Genomic DNA, 15,955 nt, shown 5'->3' with positions numbered 1-15,955 from the left:
TCACCTGATGTAGCAGAGACTCTTGGTGGGTCGTATCAGTATCGGCCCTGCTCTCGAATTGGTGAAATGCCGTGTGGGCAAAAATTGAAAAAAACCGCCGATTCAATGGCATGTTTCAGCAACATGCCGCCGAAATGGGCAGAGTGTTTCAATCGTCAAAGGGGTGTTCAGCGCGCAAAACGGCCTGCGTATCGGCCCCAAAGACGGGCGGAGCAGCCCGATATGTTACAGGTGTGCGCGACAGTTTCAGCGGATTCCCGATCAGTTGAACATCACCCGGTGCGGCCTGCATCGCGATCTGCATCTGGCGGGCTTCGACCTGATCGGTTGAAAAAACCTGATCCAAAGTCTGTACTGGACCAACCGGAACCTTGCGGGCTTCGAGCTGCTCAATCATGGTCTCTGAAGCATGGGTCTTCACCACCGGACGCAGCACGGCGTTTAACGCGTCACGATTTTCCAGCCTAGCTGGGTTGGTGGCGAAACGCGGATCATCCGCCAGATCGGGGTGATCGATGAATTCGCAGAACCGGCGGAACTGACTGTCATTTCCGACGGCCAGAATGACGTGGCCATCGGCGGTTTCATAAACGTCATAGGGTACGATGTTCGGATGCCCGTTACCGCGCCGTTGTGGTACGGTGCCTGAGGTCAGATAGTTCGCACCTTCGTTGATCAGCCACGCGATCTGCGCATCTACCAGCGCCAGATCAATCTGCTGGCCTTCGCCGGTCTGATCGCGGTGGCGCAGGGCCGCCAGAATGCCGACACTTGCGTACATTCCGCACATCACATCGGCGATGCCCACGCCCACCTTCATCGGCGCGCCATCGGGTTCGCCTGTTAGCGACATGATCCCGCCGTACCCCTGTGCCATCAGGTCATAGCCTGGCTTGGACGCATTTGGCCCGGTCTGGCCGTAACCCGATATCGAGCAATAGACGAGGCTGGGGAAGTCTTGCGACAACGTGGCGTAGTCCAGACCGTATTTCGCCAATCCGCCGGGTTTGAAGTTCTCGATCAGAATGTCCGCATGCGAGGCCAACCGTTTGATTTCAGATTGCCCCTCGGTCGTGGTGATGTCGATAGCCACGGATTTCTTGTTGCGGTTGGCCGACATGAAATAAGCGCTTAGATCGGACCGGTTGCCTTGCGCATCTTCGACGTAAGGAGGGCCCCATTGGCGGGTGTCATCCCCGCCGGTCGCGGGGTTTTCGATCTTGATCACGCTGGCCCCCAGATCACCCAGCAACTGCGTGCAGGTCGGTCCGGCCAAAATGCGACTGAGGTCCAGGATTTTGACGCCCTTCAGCGGTCCTTCAGATCCGGCCATCATAGCCCCCACGGTCAATTTCTGCGGCAATCACGGTGAATGAGTTGGCTTTCATCGCCTCATTCAGGGCATTGCGCAGTTCCTCGCGGTTGCGAACGGTGTGACCTTTACCGCCAAACGCCCGGCCCATGGCTGCAAAGTCGTGATGGTCGAAATCCACGCCCCTGTTGCCCATCTGGCGCTGGCGCTGTTTCAGCTCGATCAGCGCAAGGCTGGCATCGACAAAGACAAGAAAGATCGGGTTTCCGCCCATTTCGGCGGCAGTCGACAGCTCTCCGGCTACCATCAGGAACCCGGCGTCGCCCGAAAAACTGATGACTGGGCGGTCCGGTTCGGCCAGTTTCATGCCAATCGCCATTGGTACGGCGCAGCCCATGGTACACAGCGCCGAGGACTGGATCAGTCCGCGTTCCTCGGAACAATCCCACATCTGACTCAGCAAGATACGATGCGCGCCACTGTCGGCTGTAGCCAGTGTTTCGGCAGGCAGGGTTGCACGGGTTTCGGCGATGACAGCGGCGGGGCCCCATTCCTCATCGGTCGGGAACGCCTCAGCCAGCGCGGTTTTGACCCGTGTGGGTTCGCCGTCCGGCCACGTTTCGCGGGCAGGGTTGCCCTTTGCCATGGCCTCCAACGTGGCACCCGTATCGGCGACCATATTCAGGCTGGCCTGATGCATATAGTGGTCATTGACCACAGCCGAGATGTCGATGACTCGCTTTTCTTCAGGGTCCCAGACCTCGCGCCAGCCGGGGCGCATCTCGATCGGGTCGTAGCCAAGGCACAAGACCAGATCGGCCTGTTCAACCAGCGGCAAAAGGTGTTTGTCGGCCAGCGGTGACAATCCGGCCCCGCCAAGGCAAAGGGGGTGATCTTCGGGCACAACTCCCTTGGCTTTGTAGGTGGTTACAAAGGGGATGCCGAAATGTTCCAGAAACGCCTGCACAACATTGCGCGATCCGTCATACAGCACGTCCAGCCCCACAATCGCAATGGGACGTTCCGCGTCAGCCACCCAACGGCGCGCTTTCTCAAGGCAATTGCCCTCGGGCGCGACGGCGGCAGTCTTGACCAGTCGCCGCTTCTTGACGCTGGATACGCACATATCCGCAACCGAGATCGGAATATCGATATGCACGGGTCCGGGGCGCGGCTGGTTGGCCAGCGATACGGCCTTGTCTGCCACGATATCCGCGCCCTGTGCCGTCAGTTTAAAGGTTCCTTTGGTGATCGAGCGATAGACCTGTGCGTGATCCATAACCTGATGGGTATAAGTCAGCGCTTCATCCGCATCGACGCAACCGGTCAGCACGATCATCGGCACCCGGTCCTGCAAGGCGTTGGCGACCACGTTGATCCCGTTCATCGCGCCGGGGCCAAGCGTCGCCACCAGAACAGCAGGTGCGCCGTCGCGGTGATGCACGGCTTCGGCCATGAATCCGGCGGCGTTTTCGTGCTTGGTCAGGTGAAAGGTGATCCCCGCCTGTTCCAGCGCATCCACCAACGTCAGAACCTCGCCACCGGGCATACCAAAGGCATGGCGGCATCCGGCCTCGTAAAGTCTTTGGGCCAAAAGGTCCGCGGCGCGGGGCGAAAGGTCCTGCATTAGTTATGCTCCGAAATAATACGTCATTGCAGATTGCGGAGGACGCGTCCGGACGCAAGCAGGTTCACGGCAGTGTGACTAATTGACTGCGGATTCCGCCACTGCCTGAAACTTTTCATCCAGTTCCGTCGCAATTTCTTGCAGTGGCTCACCGCCTTGCTGGGCATAGGGGGCAAAGACGTGGCTTGGGGTTTTGTAGGACAAAGTCGCCGTGCCGTCCGCATTCTCGGTCACGTAGAATCGGATGGGCGCTTCGATCATTGCGTTGACCGAGGTTTCCAGAACCCGCACCGCGTAGTCGTTGTTAAAGGCGCCGATCACTAAGTTTCCGGGAATGATGATACCACGGGCCGCCGCCGCCTTGGTTGGCCCGGCCTGCGTTACAACGATCAGATCGTTTTCTTTTACAGCGGCCTTCGTATCCGCGACCAACACATCATAGCTTTTGTCGGTGGAATGAACGGCCCAGCCCGGCAGCGGTTCTTGCGCCAGTGCGGGAAGGGCCAGCAAACACAGTACGGTCGAAATAGCCTTCATCGTGCTGTCCTCATGGGTATGGGTACGAAATTGATGCCAGAAACTCGCATTTCGCGCAGTCACAATCCCGTGGGTAGCAGCCGCAGAAGTTGCCTTCGGATCAGTCCACACGCCTTTTCAGCAGATAAATGTCCATGATCCAGCCGTGATCCGCCCGCGCTTTTGCGCGCGTTTCGACTATCTGCGACGCCATATCAGCCAAAGGACCGTGGATCAGGACTTCTTCCTTCATCCCCACATAAGCGCCCCACCAGATATCATAGCCTGCCATCTCAAGGCTTTGGAACGAACACTCGCCGTCCAGCATAACAGCCACTTTCGAGGCGTTAAGCGGCCAGCCTTCATCCCGAATGCGCCGACCGGTGGTCACGACATACGGGGCGCCCAGATCGTTGATTGGTATCGCATGCGCCGCGGTCAGTGCCTGAAGCGCGGTGATACCAGGGATTACACGCGTCTCCGGTTGAGGTTGCAGCCGCGAGGCGATGCGCAGCGAACTATCGTAAAGCGAGGGATCGCCCCAGATCAAAAGGGCAACCCGCTTTGCATCGGGATGCGCCGCGATCGCCTCTTGCCACCGCAGAGCGATGGCATCGTGCCATTCATCCACGCCGCGCAGATAGCCATCATCAGCACGCCGTTTGGGGATATCAAAATATGCGATCTGTGGCGCGGTGTCGGTCACCTGAGCGATAATCTCTTCCCGCAAACCGGCCAGATCGGCCTTGTTCTCGCCCTTGCGCGGGATCAGGATCAGGTCTGCGTCCCGAATGGCATTAGCGCCTTGAAACGTCAGGTGGTCCGGATTGCCGGTGCCAATACCGATCAGAGTTAAGTCAAACATTGTCGGTCTCTGCCAGAGGGCCATAGAGTATCAGGGCAGGGGCCGTGCCGATCTCAGCACCCAGCTTGTCCGCCAACTCACCAACCGTGGATCGGTGTAGCACCTGATCCGGGGTTGAAACGGATTCGGTCATCAACGCCGGTGTTTCCAGCGGCAAGCCATGTTCATTCAGTGCCTTGACCAGTAAAGGAAATGTGCGCTTGCCCATGAATACAACGGTAGTGGCATCTGGGTCGGCAAGGGCGGTCAGATTCAGATCATCGGGCAGTTTGCCACTGACATCGTGGCCGGTGACGAATTGTACGCGGCGCGCCGTGAGCCGCCGTGTCAGGGGAATGCCAGCCGCCGCTGCTGCGGCAATCGCCGAAGGGATGCCGGGGATAATCTCGTATTCGATCCCGGCCTCGCGCAGCGCCACCAGTTCTTCTTCCAGCCGTCCAAACAGACCGCCGTCACCGGATTTCAGTCGCACGACGCGGGCACCTGTTTTGGCATAGTCCACCAACAGGCGGCTGACGTGGTCTTGTTTCGGTGACGGGCGACCGGCGCGTTTGCCGACCCCAACAAGGTCTGCGTCCTGATGCGCATGGTTCAGGATTGGGCCACTGCTGAGATCATCGAACAGCACCGCGTCTGCCTTTTGCATCCGGTCCACGGCTTTAAGCGTCAGCAGTTCCGGATCCCCGGGACCGGAGCCAATGAACGAAACGAAACCGCTCATGCCTGAGCCTCAGCGATCAGATGAAAGAATGTTCCGGTCACGTTGCCGCGAATTGATCCGGTTTGTGGTCCCTCAACCCCTTCAGCATCGAACACCCGTGCCAAAGGTGCGTCGGGTTGCTCGAGGATCGAAGAATAGTGAAACTCATGGCCACGCAATGTCGCTTCAGCGGCATACCCTGCCATTGGGGCCAACAATTGCGCCTTGCGATACCCAAGATTGAACTTTCGCTTCTCATAGGAGGTCACGAGCCCAAGCAGACCCGCCATCTGATGCCGGACCCCTTCCTTGTCGACCAGAGCTTCGCCCAAGGCCATATACCCACCACACTCACCATGAACGGGTTTTGTCTCCGCATGTTTGCGCATACCGCTTAGGAATGTGTCGGCAGAAGCCAAAGTGCCCGCGTGCAATTCAGGGTAGCCACCGGGCAACCAGACCATATCGGCATCAGCAGCCGGGGCTTCATTAGCCAGCGGTGAAAACGGCAGGATTTCCGCCCCCGCCGCGCGCCAGCCTTCCAGCAAATGCGGGTAGGTGAACGAAAACGCCGCATCTCGTGCAAGCGCGATCCGCTGTGCCGGAGGCCGCGGCAGCGCGGCTGACGATGGCCCCTTGGGGCCTGAGGAAGCCGCCGCCTTGATCGCCTCAAGGTCCACGTGTTCGCGAAGGAACGCGGCATACCCGGCAATCGCGCTTTCCAGATCTGGGTGCTCGACCGCCTGAATCAAACCAAGATGCCGCTCGGGCAAGGTCAGATCTCCACGCCGGGGCAACACGCCCAGAACCGGCAATCCTGCTCGCTCCATACCCAACCGGGTCAGGCGTTCGTGGCGTGGGCTGGCGCAGCGGTTCAGGATCACACCGGCAACGGGCAAGTCGGGATTGTACATCCGAAATCCCAGCGCAGTGGCCGCCGCAGATTGGGCCTGACCGCCCACATCCAGCACCAGAACCACGGGCCAGCCCATACGCTGTGCGGTTTCGGCACTTGATCCGTGCCCAAGCTCTCCGGGCTTGGCAACGCCGTCGAACAGGCCCATCGATCCTTCGGCCACGACGATATCCGCGCCCGCGGCCTGAGCAGAAATTGCGTTCAGCAAAGGTTCGGCCATCGCCCAGCTGTCCAGATTGAACGAGGCGCGTCCCGCTGCGGCACGGTGAAAAGCTGGATCGATATAGTCCGGTCCGCTCTTGAACGGTTGCACCGTCAGGCCATCCTCGGCTAGCGCCCGCAACAAGCCTAACATGACGGTGGTTTTACCCGTCCCGGAAGACGGCGCAGAAATCAGTAGTCCCGGAGGGTTGGTCATCCCGTCATTCATTCTCGGGGCTCCAGCTTGACCAAGGGCTGTCCGCGCTTTGCGGGCGATACCGGCGGTCGTATTCTTTTGAATAGAGACAGCTTTCGTCAAAGCCTTCGCCCGCAAGTGCCGGGCCAACCATGATCAGAGCGGTGCGAGAGATACTCTCGTCCAGTGAGTCTTTCAGGGTCGCCAACGTGGCGCGAATGATCCGTTCGTCCGGCCAGCTGGCGCGATATACCACTGCCACCGGGCAGTCTGCTCCATAGGCCGGGGTAAGGTCCGCGATCACGTTGTCCAGATTTCCGATCGACAGGTGAATGGCCAGAGTTGCGCCGGTGCGGGCAAAGTTCTCAAGAGTTTCGCCTTCGGGCATTGAAGATGCGCGGCCGGGCGTCCGGGTCAGGACCACAGATTGCGCCAATCCGGGCAAGGTCAGTTCCGTTCCCAGCGATGCAGCCGCTGCGGCGAACGATGGTACACCGGGGGTCACGCTGACCGGAATGCCCATCTCCTTCAATCGCCGGATCTGTTCACCCATTGCCGACCAAACCGACAGGTCGCCGGAATGCAGACGTGCAATGTCATTGCCAGCCTTATGCGCTGCCTCAATCTCGGCCATGATCTGATCCAGATCCATTGGCGCGGTGTTGATGATCTTTGCGCCCTCGGGGCAGTGGGCCAGAATCTCTTCGGGCACCAGCGATCCTGCATACAGGCACACCGGGCACGACGCGATGATATCACGCCCCCGCAGGGTCAGAAGGTCGGCAGCGCCGGGTCCGGCGCCGATGAAATGAACGGTCATGTTTGTCCTCCGATGGCGACGGCGCAGGTTGCAAGCCGGTCGTCCGAAATCTGTCTGGGTGAGGTCAGCCGCGCACCTGTTCCGGCGGCGGCAAGGGCGGATGCTTCGGCTACGCTGCCGGTGCCATAGGTGGCATGGCTGCGGTTCGAGCAGGTGAGAGTGCGCTGTCCCGCCAGATCGGCAGCAGCGATGAAATGCAGGGGCAGGGCAGTCTCTGCGGCAAACTCCGACAGCGCGGCGTGACCTTCCTTGTCGGCAACAGTGGCCAGCGCGTCGACGTTTTGCCCAACGCTGGCCCGCTTGAATACGGCGCGCAGGCTGTCCACGGTCGCCGTTGATGAAAACCCCAAACCTGCGATGATCATAAGATTACGCTCCACTGCACCACCGGATATGCGGATTTCCAACCGCGCCGAGGTCCCAGTGCCGAAGCCTGCGCCAGTTCGATGCGCAAAAGTTCTCCGCCCAGTTTTTCGTGCCATTGCGCCAGTAAGGCTTCGCTTTCCAGCGTCACAGCATTGGCGACCAACCTGGTGCCGGCGGGCAGGGCGGCGTACAGCCAATTCAGCAATTCGGTACTCAGGCCACCGCCGATGAATACCACATCCGGAAACCCAAGGCCGTCCAGTGCGGTTGGCGCTGTGCCATGCACAACTTGCAGCCGGTCTTGCCCTAACGTGTCGGCATTTCGGCGAATGCGGTCCGCGCGATCCTCGCGGGGTTCGATCGTGGTTGCGGTCAGGGTCGAGTCGCACATCAGCCACTCGATGCTGATCGAGCCGGTGCCGCCGCCGATATCCCACAGATGCTCGCCGCGCTTGGGGGCCAGCGCCGACAGGGTCAGCGCCCGCACAGGGCGTTTGGTGATCTGGCCGTCATTCTCGAAGATATCATCCGGCTTACCTGAGGCCTTGGGCAGCGCCTGTCCTTCACCCGCAACTTCAAGCCCAACACAGACTGGATGGTCGAACCCGCCCAGCAGGGCTTCGGTCAGCGATACACTGCGCGACCGTTCGCGGGGGCCGCCAAGGGCCTCCATCACGTGCAGCTGCGTATCGGCGAAACCCGTTTCATTCAGGTATGTCGCAAGCTCGGCCACCGCAGCGCCGTTGCGCAGCAGCAGGATGGCGCGCAATCCAGGCGAAAGATGCGGGCGCAGACGGGTCAGCGGGGCGGCGTGCAGACCGAATGTCTGCGTACTTTCTAACGGCCAGCCCAGACGCGCGGCGGCGAGCGAGAACGTGGACTGACCCGGATGGGCTGTCCATTCTCCGGCGTCGAAATTGCGCGCGATTACCGAGCCCGCGCCGAACCAGAACGGATCGCCCGAGGCCAGAACAACCGTTGGGCGTCCGCGAAACCCGGTCAGGATCGGCAGGCCGTCGGAGAAGGGCACAGGCCAATCTACGCGCTGCGCACCTGTTTCGGGGATCAGAGACAAATGGCGCGGCGGGCCCATGATGATTTCGGCACGCTCCAGTACTTGACGACTTGCGGGTGACAGGCCATCCAGTCCATCTTCGCCCAAGCCCAAGACGCTTAGCCACGGAGCTTCATGCATGACCAACCTCCTGATCCTTGGTGGCACGACCGAGGCCAATGCACTGGCCAAATCCTTGGCCGAGCAGGGCATCCCGGCGACCTATTCCTATGCCGGACGAGTGGACAATCCAAGGCCGCAGCCCCTGCCGGTGCGTGTTGGAGGGTTCGGCGGCGTCGAAGGCCTGGCCCGTTACCTGACGGACCACGCGATCACTCAAGTAGTCGATGCCACCCATCCCTTTGCCGCGCAAATGAGCACAAACGCCATTGCCGCATGCCGCGAAGCCGAGGTGCCTTTGGCCGCTTTGACCCGCCCGGCATGGTGCCCGCAGGACGGAGATCGGTGGCAGCACGTTTCTGATATTGACGCGGCAGTTACCGCTTTGAGCGGTCCTAAACGGCGCGTTTTTCTGGCCGTTGGCCGCCTGCATCTTGAAGATTTCGCGGCTCAGCCCCAACATCACTTTTTGCTGAGGCTGGTGGATGAACCGGATGCACTGCCGCTGCCCGATTGCGAGGCGATCGTGTCGCGCGGACCTTTCACCGAAGCAGGGGACCGAGCGCTGATGCTGCAGCATGGCATTGAACTGGTAGTGTCCAAGAACTCTGGCGGCACCGGTGCACGCGCCAAGCTGGATGCCGCGCGCGCATTGGGCGTGCCGGTGCTGATGATCGACAGGCCGACCCTTCCGCGAAGGACCGAATTGTCGAACGTGACGCAAGTTCTGGACTGGTTGGCTCATTCCGGGGTGAACCTCGGGGTATAGACGATCGGCGCGCTGTCACGGTTGATGACGCGCGTCAGGGATGACCCGACAATGACCACGGTTTGCATGTCAGCCATGTCAGGCGTCGCCTCGGCGAGGGTTGAAATCCGGATCGCCTCATCCGCGCGCGATACGGCGCGCGCGAACAGGATCAGGCGCTCGGGCTCGCATTCTTCGCGCAGGATTTCCAACGTTTTTACAAAGCCTTCCGGGCGGGATTTCGAGCGCGGGTTATAAAACGCCATCGCGAAATCCGCCTGCGCTGCTAGGCGAAGACGTTTTTCAACCAGCGACCAGGGTTTCAAGTTGTCGCTGAGGTTGATGGCGCAGAAATCATGACCCAGCGGCGCCCCGGCCCGCGCGGATGCCGCTAGCATTGCGGTGATACCGGGCAAGACATCGATAGGGATATTGCGCCACTCGGCGGGACCATTCTCTAGGGCTTCGAACACAGCTGCCGCCATTGCGAACACACCGGGATCGCCCGAGGATACCACGACCACCCGTTTCCCCTCAGCCGCCATCTGCAACGCGTGTTGGGATCGATCGATCTCGACCCGGTTGTCGCTAGCATGCAACGTCAGACCAGGGCGCTCGGTCACGCGCGCGACATAGGGGATGTACCCGACCACGTCCGTGGCATCCGTCAAAGCAGCTGAAACCTCGGGGGTTACGAGATCTTCGTTACCTGGCCCCAGGCCCGCAATCTTGACCCAACCACTCATGGCCGCCGTCCCTGACCATGCACGATAATGATCGAGAAATAGGGTGTCACCTTTTCGCATGCCTCGGACAGTTTCGTCACCACCTGGTTCGGCATCTGAGCAAACTCGACGATCCATGCGCGGTCATACAAACCGGCTGTTTTCAGCGCACGCTTCACCTTGTCTATATTGCGCCCGATTTTCATGACAACCAACGCGTCGGTCTGCGCCATGCGAATTGCCAGATCTTCTTCGGGCAGGGTGCCGACCAGTACTGTCAGCACATCATCGCCCCAGGTGATCGGGTTACCCGTTGCTGTCCATGCGCCGGACATGCCGGTAATGGCTGGCACGACCTCTACATCAGCCTGATCGCGCAAGCGGCTGTAAAGATGCATGAAAGACCCATAGAAAAACGGATCGCCCTCGCACAATACCACCACGTCCTCGCCCTGATCCGACAGAGCCTTCAAGTGCCCGGCGCAGTCCTTGTAAAAGGCCGAGAGCAATTCGTTATAGCGCGGATCATCCAGTGGAATTTCCGTAGTGACTGGGTATTCCATGGGAAACTCAACAGCACTGTCCGGGATCATACCATTGACGATCTTGCGTGCCTGACCGCTGCGACCCGGCTTGCGAAAGAACGCGACGTGGCGCGCATTGCGCAGCAGGCGGTCGGCCCGCACGCTCATCAGGTCCGGATCACCGGGACCAAGGCCCACGCCGTATATCTTGCCGCCACTCATTCGGCGCGGCTCGCAATGGCGTTTATCGCGGCGACGGTGATGGCGCTGCCGCCCAGACGGCCTTTGACGATGCAAGAGGGTACAGGCTGGGCCTCCCACAATGCGTCCTTGGATTCGACGGCACCGACAAAGCCCACCGGGCAGCCGATGATGGCGGCCGGGCGCGGGCAATCGGGATCCTCCAGCATGTTCAGCAAGTGGAACAGAGCGGTCGGCGCGTTGCCGATAGCGACCAGAGCGCCTTCCAGATGCGGGCGCCAAAGCTCCAGCGCGGCGGCAGAGCGGGTATTGCTCATCTCGGCGGCCAGTGGGCGCACGCGCTCGTCATGCAGGGTGCAGATCACCTCATTTTCAGTAGGCAGGCGGAACCGGGTCACGCCTTCGCTGACCATCCGGGCGTCGCACAGGATAGGCGCGCCATTCTCCAACGCCGTCCGTGCGGCTGGCACGAAACCGGGCGAAAAATGTACGAATTCTTCCAGACCGACCATTCCGGCGGCGTGGATCATGCGAACCGCAACTTGCTCTTCATCAGCGTCAAAACGCGCCAGATCGGCCTCGGACCGGATTGTGGCAAAGCTTTGCTTATAGATCGCTGCGCCGTCGGTTTCGTATTCATAGGGCATCAGGTGAGGTCCATAGTCATAAGTGTTTCGGGTGTCAGCCCGCGTTGGGAGGGCTCATCCCCCGCGCGACCGTTTTTGACAAGATCAAATCGTCCGTCGTTGCCGACCAGTGTGACATTTGCCGGACCCATACGGGCACAGCCTTTGGCGCAACCGGATACATGCAAACTTCCTGGGATTTGGGCGGCCAAGACGCGGGCAACTTCGCGGGTTTCCACCTGAGCTTGCGGGCAGAACGGTGCGCCGGGGCAGGCGTCGGTTGTCATCAGCGGGTCGGTGCCATCAATAACAAAGTCCGGTGCTTGTATCGCCGCCCCGCCTTCCAGCAGGATCAGTCGCCACGGAGTGACGCGCAGGGCAGTGGCTCCGCTGTTTGTAACAAGGTCTAAGAGCTGTCGCGCCGGCAATTGTCCGAACGCCGCGCCATAAAACACACCCAGATCGCAGACGCCGGGCTGCGGCGGTGTGCCGATGTCACCGGGCGCGCTGCCTTGCCACTCCGCTGGCAAATCCTGCGTCGCGGCCACCCGCGCCATGCGGCGGGTTTCTGGCGTGAAACGTTCGGAAAACCATCCGGCCAAGGCGATAAGCCGGTCAATTGCGTTGGTTTCTGTGACCCGGCAGCCAGTCTTGGCCCCGTCGGCGCGCAGGATGAGGCCATCAGTGCCTGCCTCGACCCGGATATCGGCCGAATCCGCCGCCAACAGGCGCGTGGGGCCAGTGTCGATGGCAAAGCCGAATTTGGCGGGCAGAGTCGGCAATTCCTCCAACCGGTCGATCAGTTCCTGTGTCAGCTGTGCGGTTCGATCACCTGATCGATATAGGGGCGACACCAAGATATTGCGTCGCATTTCAATACCGGGCTCAGCATCCAAAAGGTTCAGCGCGGCCAGCTCGGCCAGCAATGCCTGATGATCGTCTTCTTTCACCCCGCGCAGCTGTAAATTGGCGCGGTTGGTCAGGTCGATCGTGCCATTGCCAAATCGCTCGGCCAACTCACAAAGACCACGTGTTTGTTCGGCGCTCAAACGAGTCAGACGCGGGCGCACCCGAACCACCAGACCATCGCCCGACATCATCGGCCGATGCGCACCGGGGCACCAACCCTGAACGACCGGGGCGCTCATCCCAGCCCCTCCAGATCGGCCCGGATTGAGTTGCGGCGGGTGTTCCAAAGGCCCGCGTCCAACAACGCGCGGAACCTGTCCTGCATGGCCTGATACGCGCGCGGGTTGGCCTCTTGCAAAAACGCGTCGACCTCAGCGTCTCCCAAAGTGGCGTCGTGATAGAGGTCGAACAGATGCGGCGCGACTGTGCCCGACAGATGCGCGAAAGACGCCATGTGATCAAGCGTCGCCGCAATCTCGGCAGCGCCCCGAAAGCCATGCCTTTGCATGCCTGCAATCCAGTTCGGGTTGGCGGCACGGGCATGAACCACACGGCTGATTTCTTCAGGCAGCGTTCGGGCGCGCGGGCTATCCGGGTTGGTGTTGTCCAGATGGTATAGCTGCGCCGTACCACCGGTGACTGTCTTGGCGGCGGCGAAACCAGCCTCGTGCGTGGCATAGTCGTTGGCCAACAGCAGATCGGTTTCGGTCAGATCCTGCAGGTGCACGAAACTGTCGGCATTCGTGACCCGTTGGGTAATGCCGTCCAAATCTTGTGTGATGTGTTCGCCTTCCAAAGCGAAAGAGCTGGCCTCAAGCCATGCCTCACCCGCCTGCGCGCGGGCCTCATCCGTATAGATTTCGGACAGCTGGGTCATGTTCACGCCATAGCTGCCCGGGGCCGGGCCAAAGACGCGCGCCGCCGGGGCCTGTCCGGCATAAGGGTTCCAGTCCGGGGCTTCATCGCGATCCGACAACGCGCGAACAGCTTGACCATAAAGCGCTGAAAGGGTCGGGAACACATCACGGAACAAGCCTGAGACGCGCAAGGTCACGTCCAGACGTGGGCGACTGAGGTCAGTGATGGGTAGCACTTCGATGCCCGACACCCGCTCGGACCCTTTGTCCCAAACGGGTTTGACGCCCAGCAGGTGCAACGCCATGGCGAACTCTTCGCCCGCCGTGCGCATCGTGGCTGAACCCCAGAGATCAACGATCAGCCCCTTGGGATAGTCGCCTTCTTCCTGCAGGTGCCGCCGGACCAGTTCTTCGGCCAGTTTCACACCTTGGGTATAGGCCGCGCGGGTCGGAACCGAGCGCGGGTCGGTTGTATACAGGTTTCGCCCGGTGGGCAGGACGTCTGACCGTCCGCGGTAGGGGGACCCGGACGGGCCTGCCTCGATCCGTTTGCCTGCTAGCGCGTCGATCAGTGCATTGCGTTCGGCATTGGCAGAAGGTGCCGTGTCAAAATTGGCGGCAGCTTCGGGCACACGTCCAAAGATATGCAACCCGTCGCCGAACTGGCTTTCCTTGATGTCACAGACAAAACGGTCGATGCGAGTGATCGCCTCGGCCGTGCAGGTGGCCTGATCGAGACCGAGGTCGCTCTCTAACCCGATGGCTTGCGCCTCATCCCAGATATCTTCTTGTAGGCGGTCGCGGCGCTTGGGGTCCAAGCCATCGGCGTTCGAGAATTCGTCCAGCAGCGATTCCAGCCGAACCATCCGATCCGGCGTGCCGCTTTCTTTCATCGGCGGCGGGATGTGGCCCAAAGTGACGGCCCCGATCCGTCGCTTGGCTTGCGCGGCCTCGCCAGGGTCGTTGACAATGAAGGGGTAAATGACAGGCAGGTTGCCGATCAGCGCCTCGGGCCAGCATTCGTTGGACAAAGCGACCGATTTGCCTGGCAGCCATTCCAGCGTACCGTGCGCGCCGATATGGATCAATGCGTCCGCTCTCAGACCATTGCGCAGCCACAGATAGAAGGCGACATAGCCGTGGCGGGGGGTGCGGGACAGGTCATGATAATCGTCATCACGCAACTCGGGCGTGCCGCGTTCAGGTTGCAACGCGACCAGCGCCTTGCCGCGGCGCAGGGCGGTGAAGTGGAGCGCGCCATCTGCAAAGGCCGGATCATCCTCGGGCTTGCCCCAGACGGTTTCGAGGTCTGCGCGCAGTTGTTCCGGCAAGTCTGCCAGCGCAGTAAGATATTCGCCAAGCGACCACGTAATCCGCGCGTCCAACAACGTATCAGAAATCGGCTGGGCAGGAGCGGTGTCATACCCTTCGCCCTGCAGGTCGGCCAGCATCGCCTCGGCCGAGGCCAAAGCATCGAGGCCCACCGCATGGGCCATCTGCCAGTCTTTGCCGGGATAGGTGGACAGCACCAAGGCGGGGACCTGATCCCCTTTGGGCTTGTCGTTCAGGTTCAACCAGCCGGTGACCCTGTCGATGATAGCCTCGATCCGTTCCGGTTCAGCCCGGTGGGCAAAACGGGAATACTCCAGATGCGGGTCACGCTTGCCCGGTTCCTTGAAAGAGGCGATGCCTGCCGAGATCCGACCGTCCACTTCGGGCAGGACGACATGCATCGCTAGATCAGCGGGCGAAAGACCGCGTTCCGCCTCGGCCCAAGCCTGGCGGCGTGAGGTGGCCAGAGCAACCTGAAACACCGGCACATTGGCGGCGTCCAGTGGAGAGGTGCCGGATGCGCCCTTGCCCGAGAAAGAGGTGGCATTAATGATCGCCGCCGGGTTCAGCGCCACGACATTTTCGCGCAGCCAATCGGCGGCAAGCGGGGCTTTCAGCGAGGGAGCGAACAGACCGACGGCCTCAAACCCGCGTGCGCGCAGGCTGCGGATCAAGGTTGCGACCGGGGCGGTGTCCGCCGAGGTAAGGTAAGCCCGGTAGAACGTTACCAAGATACGCTTTGCGTCGGTGGTGAACGCTTTATCCGCCGGGATGACGCCGCGATCCGGGCACCATGCACCGCATTCGGGCAGGGTCTTGGCCCCCATCACGGGTCCGGCATAGAGACCCGCCGCAAGCGCCATCTGGGCAAGAGCCGCTTGCGCCGCGACTTCACCGCCGGTGTCACAGAGATGCGCAAGCCGCCGCAGGGTCGAGACGGGCAGGGTGGAGTAGTCATCCAGCCGAGTATCCTCGCGCCCGTCGGCGGGTAGGACGGCCAGCGCGATGCCTTTAGCCTGTGCCAGCGCCAGAACTTGCTGCAAGCCATAGGACCAGTAAGGGACGCCGCCGATCAAACGGATCAGAATGCCCTTGGCGCCCTCGAGCGTTTGCTCGACATAAGTGTCGACAGACAGCGGGTGTTTCAACGCGGTCAGATTGGCCAATCGCATCGTCGGCATGCGACCTTCGGACCCGCCACCGCGATGCCATCCTGCCGCGAAAGCGCCAAGGTCGCTGTCCGAAAAGGACAGCACCACCAGATCCGCCGGGCTCTGACCCAGATCGGTCGGGGTTTCGGTCTCTTCTAACCCGTGGCTTTCGCGGAAGACGACGTGCAT

At 61.0% G+C, this 15,955-nt stretch carries 15 protein-coding genes; 1 reads left to right on the top strand and 14 read right to left on the bottom strand.

The window, feature by feature from the left end; translation table 11 throughout:
- Positions 1 to 148 precede the first annotated feature (148 nt).
- From QMP16_RS19490 to cbiE, 9 genes are all read right to left on the bottom strand, one after another.
- Positions 149 to 1,333 carry a CaiB/BaiF CoA transferase family protein gene (locus QMP16_RS19490; RefSeq protein WP_282153737.1) on the bottom strand — a complete coding sequence of 395 codons (1,185 nt, stop codon included), beginning with the start codon at positions 1,331 to 1,333 and terminating at the stop codon, positions 149 to 151.
- The gene (locus QMP16_RS19485) at positions 1,320 to 2,939 is read right to left on the bottom strand and encodes a thiamine pyrophosphate-binding protein (protein ID WP_282153736.1); all 1,620 of its coding nucleotides are present in this window, start codon (positions 2,937 to 2,939) and stop codon (positions 1,320 to 1,322) included. Before QMP16_RS19485 ends, QMP16_RS19490 begins: the two co-directional genes overlap by 14 nt.
- Before the next feature lie 78 nt (positions 2,940 to 3,017).
- Positions 3,018 to 3,476 carry a DUF302 domain-containing protein gene (locus QMP16_RS19480; protein WP_282153735.1) on the bottom strand — a complete coding sequence of 153 codons (459 nt, stop codon included), beginning with the start codon at positions 3,474 to 3,476 and terminating at the stop codon, positions 3,018 to 3,020.
- A 100-nt stretch (positions 3,477 to 3,576) separates the two neighbouring features.
- The gene (gene cobF / locus QMP16_RS19475; protein ID WP_282153734.1) at positions 3,577 to 4,320 is read right to left on the bottom strand and encodes a precorrin-6A synthase (deacetylating); all 744 of its coding nucleotides are present in this window, start codon (positions 4,318 to 4,320) and stop codon (positions 3,577 to 3,579) included.
- A complete protein-coding gene (cobA, locus tag QMP16_RS19470) occupies positions 4,313 to 5,041 on the bottom strand; it encodes a uroporphyrinogen-III C-methyltransferase (protein ID WP_282153733.1) in 729 nt (242 codons plus the stop codon). The genes cobF and cobA overlap by 8 nt, the downstream gene beginning before the upstream one ends.
- A complete protein-coding gene (locus QMP16_RS19465; protein WP_282153732.1) occupies positions 5,038 to 6,366 on the bottom strand; it encodes a cobyrinate a,c-diamide synthase in 1,329 nt (442 codons plus the stop codon). The genes cobA and QMP16_RS19465 overlap by 4 nt, the downstream gene beginning before the upstream one ends.
- Positions 6,359 to 7,153: a precorrin-4 C(11)-methyltransferase gene (gene cobM, locus QMP16_RS19460; RefSeq protein WP_282153731.1), complete on the bottom strand. Its 795-nt coding sequence runs from the start codon at positions 7,151 to 7,153 to the stop codon at positions 6,359 to 6,361. Before cobM ends, QMP16_RS19465 begins: the two co-directional genes overlap by 8 nt.
- Complete coding sequence (locus tag QMP16_RS19455; RefSeq protein WP_282153777.1) at positions 7,150 to 7,518, bottom strand: cobalamin biosynthesis protein; 369 nt, start codon at positions 7,516 to 7,518, stop codon at positions 7,150 to 7,152. The genes cobM and QMP16_RS19455 overlap by 4 nt, the downstream gene beginning before the upstream one ends.
- Complete coding sequence (gene cbiE, locus QMP16_RS19450; RefSeq protein WP_282153730.1) at positions 7,515 to 8,714, bottom strand: precorrin-6y C5,15-methyltransferase (decarboxylating) subunit CbiE; 1,200 nt, start codon at positions 8,712 to 8,714, stop codon at positions 7,515 to 7,517. Before cbiE ends, QMP16_RS19455 begins: the two co-directional genes overlap by 4 nt.
- Between cbiE and QMP16_RS19445 the strand changes: the two genes are divergently transcribed.
- Positions 8,713 to 9,462, top strand: coding sequence for a cobalt-precorrin-6A reductase (locus QMP16_RS19445; RefSeq protein ID WP_282153729.1), 750 nt, complete (start codon positions 8,713 to 8,715; stop codon positions 9,460 to 9,462). The genes cbiE and QMP16_RS19445 overlap by 2 nt on opposite strands.
- On the opposite strand, the gene cobJ is transcribed toward QMP16_RS19445, so the two are convergent.
- Genes cobJ through cobN form a run of 5 tightly spaced genes read right to left on the bottom strand, consistent with a single transcriptional unit; the run spans position 9,435 to position 15,955 of the window.
- Entirely contained in the window at positions 9,435 to 10,187 is a 753-nt protein-coding gene (cobJ, locus tag QMP16_RS19440; RefSeq protein WP_282153728.1) for a precorrin-3B C(17)-methyltransferase, read from the bottom strand. The two genes, QMP16_RS19445 and cobJ, sit on opposite strands and share 28 nt — an antisense overlap.
- Complete coding sequence (locus tag QMP16_RS19435; protein WP_282153727.1) at positions 10,184 to 10,912, bottom strand: precorrin-2 C(20)-methyltransferase; 729 nt, start codon at positions 10,910 to 10,912, stop codon at positions 10,184 to 10,186. The genes cobJ and QMP16_RS19435 overlap by 4 nt, the downstream gene beginning before the upstream one ends.
- Positions 10,909 to 11,538: a precorrin-8X methylmutase gene (locus tag QMP16_RS19430; protein WP_282153726.1), complete on the bottom strand. Its 630-nt coding sequence runs from the start codon at positions 11,536 to 11,538 to the stop codon at positions 10,909 to 10,911. The genes QMP16_RS19435 and QMP16_RS19430 overlap by 4 nt, the downstream gene beginning before the upstream one ends.
- Positions 11,538 to 12,665 (bottom strand): precorrin-3B synthase, encoded by a 1,128-nt coding sequence (gene cobG, locus QMP16_RS19425; RefSeq protein ID WP_282153725.1) that lies wholly within the window; start codon positions 12,663 to 12,665, stop codon positions 11,538 to 11,540. Before cobG ends, QMP16_RS19430 begins: the two co-directional genes overlap by 1 nt.
- The gene (gene cobN / locus QMP16_RS19420) at positions 12,662 to 15,955 is read right to left on the bottom strand and encodes a cobaltochelatase subunit CobN (protein ID WP_282153724.1); all 3,294 of its coding nucleotides are present in this window, start codon (positions 15,953 to 15,955) and stop codon (positions 12,662 to 12,664) included. The genes cobG and cobN overlap by 4 nt, the downstream gene beginning before the upstream one ends.

The sequence above is a fragment of the Ruegeria atlantica genome, from assembly GCF_947495585.1.
In the GTDB taxonomy this organism is placed as follows: Bacteria; Pseudomonadota; Alphaproteobacteria; order Rhodobacterales; family Rhodobacteraceae; genus Ruegeria; species Ruegeria atlantica_G.
The sequence above is the reverse complement of the archived record's forward strand: the minus strand, read 5'-3'. Positions and strand labels throughout refer to the sequence as shown.